The organism is Bacillus sp. CGMCC 1.16607 (assembly GCF_042683745.1).
Lineage (GTDB): Bacteria > Bacillota > Bacilli > Bacillales > Cytobacillaceae > Pseudoneobacillus.
Genome location: NZ_JBHUJX010000008.1, coordinates 733,476 through 741,066 on the forward strand (window position 1 = coordinate 733,476; position 7,591 = coordinate 741,066).

The following is a 7,591-nucleotide window of genomic DNA, read 5'->3' on the forward strand; positions in this document are numbered from 1 at the left end:
GTTTTGTCTTTTATCCAACTCACACATACTTAAGCCATCTTTGTGACAAAATATTTACAAAGTGGCTTTTTTTGCTATTTAAGTATTCGTTTGGTTGTATTAATAGTATGGACACATTAATATTAATATTGAAAATTAAAATCTATAGTTAATCTACTTTGAAGGGAATGTATTTTATGTTTGAAAAGATTGATGCTCTTTCCGTAGCTTCCATACGTACTTTATCGATTGATGCAATTGAAAAAGCGAATTCAGGTCATCCGGGAATGCCGATGGGTGCAGCTCCAATGGCTTATACATTATGGACTCGTTTTATGAATCATAATCCAAAAAATCCAAATTGGTTCAATCGTGATCGTTTTGTTTTATCGGCAGGTCATGGGTCCATGCTGCTATATAGTTTATTACATTTATCTGGTTACGATTTATCAATGGATGATATAAAGAATTTCCGTCAATGGGGAAGTAAAACTCCAGGGCATCCAGAATTTAGACATACTGCTGGTGTAGAAGCTACTACAGGGCCATTAGGCCAAGGTATCGCGATGGCTGTTGGTATGGCAATGGCTGAGCGTCATGTTGCTGCTGTATATAATAAAGAGAGTTATGAATTAATTAATCATTATACATATAGTATTTGCGGAGATGGTGACTTAATGGAGGGTGTATCCGCAGAGGCGGCATCACTAGCAGGTCATCTTAAACTTGGTCGATTAGTAGTGTTATACGATTCAAATGATATTTCATTAGATGGGGATTTGTCTCAGTCATTCTCGGAAAGTGTTGCTGACCGATTCAAATCCTATGGATGGCAATATATAAAAGTAGAAGATGGAAATAATTTAGAAGAAATAGCGCAAGCGCTAGAAGAGGCGAAACAGGACTTAAATCGTCCAACAATGATCGAAGTAAAAACGGTAATTGGCTACGGTTCCCCTAATATGTCTGGAAAATCAGATGTACATGGTAAGCCGTTAGGTGCAGATGAATTGAAATTAACGAAAGAAGCTTATCAATGGACCTTCGAAGAGGATTTCCATATTCCACAAGAAGTATATGACTATTTTAAAGAGAAAGTTGTAGAAAATGGTCAGAACAAGGAAAAAGAGTGGAATGAATTATTTGAACAGTACAAAGAGAAATTCCCAGAACTAGGTTTACAGCTTGAAATGGCCCTAAATCAAGAGCTACCTGCAGGGTGGGATAAAGATATTCCCGTCTATACAGAAGGGAAAAGCTTAGCAAGTCGTGCTTCATCTGCTGAGGTAATAAATGGGATGGCAAAAAATTTACCTTCTCTGTTTGGCGGCTCGGCTGACCTTGCTGGATCGAACAATACAACTATTAAAGGGTCAAATGATTTCTTACCAAATACATACGAAGGTCGTAATATTTGGTTTGGTGTTCGTGAATTCGCAATGGGTGCTGCGTTAAATGGTATGGCATTACATGGTGGATTAAAAGTGTTTGGTGGAACATTCTTTGTGTTTTCAGATTATTTGCGCCCTGCGATTCGATTGGCAGCTTTAATGGGTTTACCTGTTACCTATGTATTTACACATGATAGTATCGCAGTAGGTGAAGATGGCCCTACACATGAACCGATTGAACAGTTACCAGCTTTACGTGCAATGCCTAATTTATCTGTCATTCGTCCAGCTGACGGTAATGAAACAGCTGCGGCTTGGAAGATTGCTATGGAATCAACCGATAAACCTACAGCTTTAGTTTTAACGAGACAGAATCTTCCAACATTACCCAATACTGATAGAAATGCCTATGATGGGGTATCCAAAGGTGCTTATGTGATTTCACCTGCTAGTAAGGAAACGGCTGATGCATTATTACTTGCTACTGGTTCTGAGGTTAATTTAGCTGTTGAAGCCCAAAAAGCACTACAAGCTGAAGGGATCGATGTAGCTGTCGTGAGTATGCCATCATGGGATCGTTTTGATAAACAATCTAAAGAATATAAGGAAAGCGTTCTTCCGAAAATAGTTAAAAAACGACTTGGTATTGAAATGGCTGCATCTTTAGGATGGCATAAATACACTGGTGATGAAGGAGATGTTCTTGCCATCGATCAATTTGGTGCCTCTGCTCCAGGTGGGATTGTTATGAAAGAATACGGATTTTCAGTTGAAAATGTCATCACGCGAGTTAAAACTTTATTACAAAATTAAAGCAAAAAGCGAACTAGATTATGAACTGCACCCTAATTGTTAGACACAACTAACAATTGGAGGTGCAGTTTTTTATGACGAAATATTCCTTAGAAACAAAATTAGCCGCAGTGGAAGCTTATATTAATGGTGTAGAATCGTTGAGAGACATAGCTCAAAAGTACAATGTTGGAGTCATAATGTTACAAGTTTGGGTCACAAAGTTTCGTAAACATGGGATAGATGCATTTCAAAATAAATATACAAGGTATTCAATTGGGTGTGGCCCCTAATATCCTTAATCGTAATTTCAAGTCTAAAAAACCAAATGAGAAATGGGTTACGGACATTACAGAGTTTAAATTGTTTGGAGAAAAGCTATATTTATCTCCAATTTTAGATTTGTATAATGGTGAAATAATTACATATACGCTCGGCTCAAGACCAACTTATTCACTTGTCTAAACCATGTTAGACCAAGCTTTTGAACGATTACAAGAGAATGAGATTCTTCTCTTCCATTTAGATCAAGGCTGGCATTATCAAATGAAAAAATATCAACATGCCCTAAATAAACGCGTAATTACGCAGAGTATGTCTCGTAAAGGGAACTGTTACGAAAATGCCGTTATGGAAAACTTCTTTGGTATCCTGAAATCAGAGCTTCTTTATTTGAAGGAATTTTGACAGTGTCGAACACTTTAAACAAGAATTAGGAAAATATATAGAGTACTATAATCACAAACGAATTAAGGCAAAATTAAAAGGCATGAGCCCGGTACAATACCGAGTTCATGCCCTCCAAGCTGCCTAAAGAAATAACATGTCTAACTTTATGCGGTCACTTCATTAGATTAGTTCGCTTTTGTTGAAATTGTCCAGCTTCAGCGCCTAGCCCCTCGAAGTGCGACTAGGTTTCTGGTTTCGCTACTCTCGCCAATCAACTAGTCTTCTTTATCGGGGGTGATCGAAATGCTTCAGCTTTTCTATATAACTTGCCACTTCACAAGTAAAGTATAATCTATTTATAGTTAAAATAAATTTGCCGCGGTCTGTTTCCACCTGAAGTTTTCTTAAACGATGCTAGCCCTACCTCTCTAACATCCTTACGGCTCCGAAGCCGATCCAGTGTGAATAAGTCCATTTAAAACAATAGTAGAATGCCAATTCATTTACTTTTACAGTTTCAAGTTACGTCAATTAATGAAGAATATAAAATATAACACTTTAAATGTATTGATGTCAAGTTTTTTGAAAAATAATAATGTCGAATAAAATCACTTGCTAAACTAATGTTATTAGTTATAATACTAATTAGATTAGTTTATTAAGGAGGATTTTTCCATGCGTATTCAGAAGCAAGGATTTTTATATCAAATTACATTTCTTACAAATATTTTTCCAGTAAATTGCTACATTGTTGAGGAAGAATCAGAATTAACTTTAATTGATGCTGCACTACCATATAGTCATAAAGGAATATTGAAAGTAGCAGATCAAATTGGAAAGCCAGTTACTCGAATTGTTTTAACACATGCACATGATGATCATCTAGGTTCTTTAGATAAACTAAAGGAGAAATTACCGAATGCAAAAATATATATTTCTGAAAGAGACTCTAAGCTTTTAAAAGGAGACAAAACTTTACAGTCAGATGAACCTCAAATGCCTATTAAAGGTGGTGCTCCTAAGGGATTGAAATCGAGACCGGATTTTTTCGTGCAAGACAGAGAAGTGGTAGGATCTTTACAGGCTGTTTTGGCTCCAGGACATACACCGGGACATATGGCTTTTTTAGATACTCGTACAAATGCATTAATCGCAGGTGATGCTTTTCAAACGCGAGGTGGAATAGCTGTTGCAGGAAAAATGAATCTATTATTTCCATTTCCGACGTTTGGTACATGGAACTTTAAATTATCTATTAAAAGTGCCGAATTACTACGTAATTTGCAACCTTCTTTATTAGCAGTCGGACATGGTGATATGTTAGTAAACCCAATAGAAGAGATGTCTCGTTCAATCATAAAAGCAAAAGAAACACTTAGAAAGAAGGGGAAATAGTGCGTAAAGGTCTCGATAAACTATCTGTGTTACAGGCTGCTGGTGATATGGTAGATCAATATGGGTTTGATCAAATTTCACTTGCAAGCTTGGCAAAGTCATTACAAATTAAGACACCTTCATTATATAACCATGTGGATGGACTCCCTGGTTTAAAAAAGGAATTGGCAGGCTATGCCATTGGAAAATTAAAAGAAACTTTAATAATAAGTGTAATAGGTAAATCTGGGGAGGAAGCGCTTTATGCCATTGGTAACGCATATGTTGAATTTGTTAGAAATCATCCAGGCCTTTATGAGGCGACAATGGCGAAAGTCGTATTTACCGATTCTAAAATGATTCAAACAGCTGATGAAATTGTTCAATTAATACTTAAAGTTTTAGAAGTGTTTCATCTTCAGAAAGATGATGCACTCCATATGGTTAGGGGTTTAAGGAGTATTGTTCATGGTTTTGCTTCGTTAGAATTGAAAAATGGATTCAATATAGAATTGAGTAAAGACGAAAGTTTTAAGCAAATATTGCAAACTTTTGTATGTGGAATTAAAACAAGAAGGTTAGGTGAGAAAGTATGATTGTCCTAAAATGGGCTAATTTAGGTTTGCGATTTATATTAGAGCTATGTGGCTTACTTGCTATCGGTTACTGGGGATTTCACACTGGGAAAACTCTTATTACAAAGTCTTTGCTTGGAATTGGCACTCCACTACTAGTTGCAGTCGTTTGGGGAATGTTTATTTCCCCCCAAGCGCCATACCAATTATCTAATCCATTACGAATCTTGCTCGAATTAGCTATTTTTGGATCTGCAACCGCAGCATTATTTTCAACTGGACAATCGAAAATAGCGATTACATTTGCCATTTCTGTTGTTGTAAATAGTACACTTATGATTATTTGGAAACAGTAGAGATTGAGGTCTAATGAAAATTTAAATTTTCAATCCAAAATATACAGTTTCGACAAAAGTTGTCATTCTTTTTAACATCTTCAGACAAACCTTTTTCTATTGTTTATTTATAATAGATGAAAGGAGTTTGTCCACAAGGAGTGATCACGTTGAGAGTGTATCAGCTTTACTTGATTGAAGATGAATTTGCTAATCATTATTTTGGTAGAGAGCGAATGTTCTTTGAATTGTTTTTAGAGAGTGAACAAAGTTCCGGAAAATTAAAATTAATAATAAATAAACAGATCAATTATATAACAAAGCCTATACCAGCTTTAAGAATTCACCAAATGATCCACCAAGAATTATCAAAAGTAAAAGGTTACTCAGCTAAAAATGGATTTTATGAAGTTGCTTTACCTGGAAAAACAAGTGGTGCCACTTTAGTAATCAGTGACAAGTATGTCACGGTCACAGCAGATGGTAGCTATGAAGCAGAAGCGATTTTTTTCGAAGTTTTAAGAAAATGTGAACCATCGTTCTTGGCCATTGATACAGAGTGTGGGCGATATGGATGGCTAAAGCCGATTAAAGAAAGAAAATTTGTTTAATTAGTACGAGATATTGTATAATAGCTTTTGTTTTGCTAGACTGTATTTGGTAGACAACATGAAGGAGGAAGTGTTTTATGGGTTATTATATTCTAGTTGGTATACTATGCTTAGTTGCTGGTGTAGCACTAGGATTTTTCATTGCTCGGAGATATATGATGAGCTACTTAAAGAAAAATCCACCAATTAATGAACAAATGTTAAAGGTTATGATGATGCAAATGGGTCAGAAGCCTTCCCAAAAGAAAATCAATCAAATGATGCAAGCAATGAATAAGCAATCTAAATAATAAGGGTACTTGAACACTTGCCACATAAGGCTTTGTCATTTGTTTATAAGCAATGAAATAGAGAAGTATAATCCAATATTTGTTAATTTGGTTAATTTCTCTTTTACGCTTTATGTGATAATTGCGTAATCATCCTTTTTGAAAAAAACCACCACTTTTTCTGTGAAAGATAAACAGGAAAGGTGGTTTTTTAATTGGAATTGGAAGATTTGTTAAACGAATATCTATTTTATTGTGAAGAAAAAGGATTAACCAAGAAGAAGATGATTAATAAACGCCAAGAATTAAGGCAATTGAAACAATTTTTGTTAGTAAAGAGAAGGATTCATGAATTAGAAAATGTATAAGCCCATGATTTGAAGGCTTATTTTAGATTAAAGCAACAATCGGTGATGCAACCTCAAAGAATAGTTTCGGTGATTAAGTTGATTAGAGTGTTCTTTAGTTGGTGCGAGAGAGAGGAATATTCGAAGGAGAACATAGCTAAAAAAGGTGAAAATTCCTAAAGTACCAAAGAATGTATTTAAAGGATTTTAAGAAAAAGAAGTACAAGCGATGATTGATTCTTTTTCATTTAGGAACGACCTCGAAATTAGAAATAAAGCCACTATTGCTATGTTGGCTGATTGTGGTCAAGGGGTTTAAATCTATTAATGTAAAAGAAACTACTATCTTGTGAATGGTATAGGGAATAAAGAGAGAATGGTTTTTATCAATATTAATCAAATACGAAAGATTGAAAAAGAAATATTTTAAAAATAAAGTTACCGATGAACATTCCTTTTTTATCTTATACAAGCTCCGGAAATTTAAACTTGGCATAGAATGCGGTAGTAAATGAGGCTGGCAAAAGGGCTTGAATTAAAGGGAAGAGTGTTTCGCCTCATTCACTCAAACATTTTTATTCTGTCAAAAGTTTAACGACTGTTAATATGAATGTTTACTCTATATCTCGAATGTTAGGGCATGGGGATATATCGAAAGCTCAGAGGTAGTTATCCTCTTTAAGTGACGTTCAGTTGTTGGCTAAAGCAATTAGCAGTAGCTCATTAATGAATCTAAACAGATAATCAAACATGAACTCAGACATCTTAGATGAACTTACATTAGATCAAAAAGAACAGATATTAAAACAAATATTGAATTTTTTAATGCCTCTATAACTGAAATTATACTAGGAGATAACCATATAGAAACGATTTATTTCATTTTAAAGATATTAAGTGGAAATCAAAATAACCTACATGACTTTGCTTATGGATTTAAAAAGTAAACTAAAAAGAGGCCAACGCTCGCTACGTTGATCTCTTTGCACACATCCAATAATTCTTGGAGCATTTTTTGATCCTAATGAAAGTATTCAATTACCATTATAAAAGAAAGGGACTTAATAAATGCGTTTTAATCAAGAATTACCGAAATGGTTAAAAACAGGAAGTGGAAACCCCCTTTCATTCTGATATGCTCCCCTTTAAGTAGACAGATTAAAAAATAAAAATCTGTTTACTCAAGGGGAGTATTTATTTTGTCTAAAAGGGCTTATCCTGTAGAGGAAAAATTGAAGATATTAAAGGC

The 7,591-nt window shown here is 34.9% G+C and carries 8 protein-coding genes and 1 pseudogene; all 9 read left to right on the forward strand.

Translation table 11 applies throughout. The annotated features are described in order from the left end of the window. Nucleotides 1-176: 176 nt before the first annotated feature. The gene (gene tkt, locus ACFSO7_RS06540) at nucleotides 177-2,183 is read left to right on the forward strand and encodes a transketolase (protein ID WP_377876403.1); all 2,007 of its coding nucleotides are present in this window, start codon (nucleotides 177-179) and stop codon (nucleotides 2,181-2,183) included. A 74-nt stretch (nucleotides 2,184-2,257) separates the two neighbouring features. Beyond that, nucleotides 2,258-2,455 (forward strand): helix-turn-helix domain-containing protein, encoded by a 198-nt coding sequence (locus ACFSO7_RS06545; protein ID WP_377876405.1) that lies wholly within the window; start codon nucleotides 2,258-2,260, stop codon nucleotides 2,453-2,455. Continuing rightward, nucleotides 2,445-2,976, forward strand: a pseudogene (locus ACFSO7_RS06550) (IS3 family transposase); the annotation flags it as partial. The gene ACFSO7_RS06545 and the pseudogene ACFSO7_RS06550, both read left to right, overlap by 11 nt. A 530-nt stretch (nucleotides 2,977-3,506) precedes the next feature. Next, a complete protein-coding gene (locus tag ACFSO7_RS06555) occupies nucleotides 3,507-4,226 on the forward strand; it encodes an MBL fold metallo-hydrolase (protein ID WP_377876406.1) in 720 nt (239 codons plus the stop codon). Continuing rightward, entirely contained in the window at nucleotides 4,226-4,801 is a 576-nt protein-coding gene (locus ACFSO7_RS06560) for a TetR/AcrR family transcriptional regulator (protein WP_377876408.1), read from the forward strand. Before ACFSO7_RS06555 ends, ACFSO7_RS06560 begins: the two co-directional genes overlap by 1 nt. After that, nucleotides 4,798-5,136 (forward strand): YrdB family protein, encoded by a 339-nt coding sequence (locus tag ACFSO7_RS06565; protein WP_377876410.1) that lies wholly within the window; start codon nucleotides 4,798-4,800, stop codon nucleotides 5,134-5,136. The genes ACFSO7_RS06560 and ACFSO7_RS06565 overlap by 4 nt, the downstream gene beginning before the upstream one ends. Nucleotides 5,137-5,285: 149 nt before the next feature. After that, nucleotides 5,286-5,726: a sporulation inhibitor of replication protein SirA gene (sirA, locus tag ACFSO7_RS06570; protein WP_377876411.1), complete on the forward strand. Its 441-nt coding sequence runs from the start codon at nucleotides 5,286-5,288 to the stop codon at nucleotides 5,724-5,726. Between the two features lie 77 nt (nucleotides 5,727-5,803). Next, nucleotides 5,804-6,016 carry a YneF family protein gene (locus ACFSO7_RS06575; RefSeq protein WP_377876413.1) on the forward strand — a complete coding sequence of 71 codons (213 nt, stop codon included), beginning with the start codon at nucleotides 5,804-5,806 and terminating at the stop codon, nucleotides 6,014-6,016. 194 nt (nucleotides 6,017-6,210) lie between these two features. After that, nucleotides 6,211-6,363, forward strand: a complete 153-nt coding sequence (locus tag ACFSO7_RS06580; protein ID WP_377876415.1) for a hypothetical protein — start codon at nucleotides 6,211-6,213, stop codon at nucleotides 6,361-6,363. Nucleotides 6,364-7,591: the final 1,228 nt, after the last annotated feature.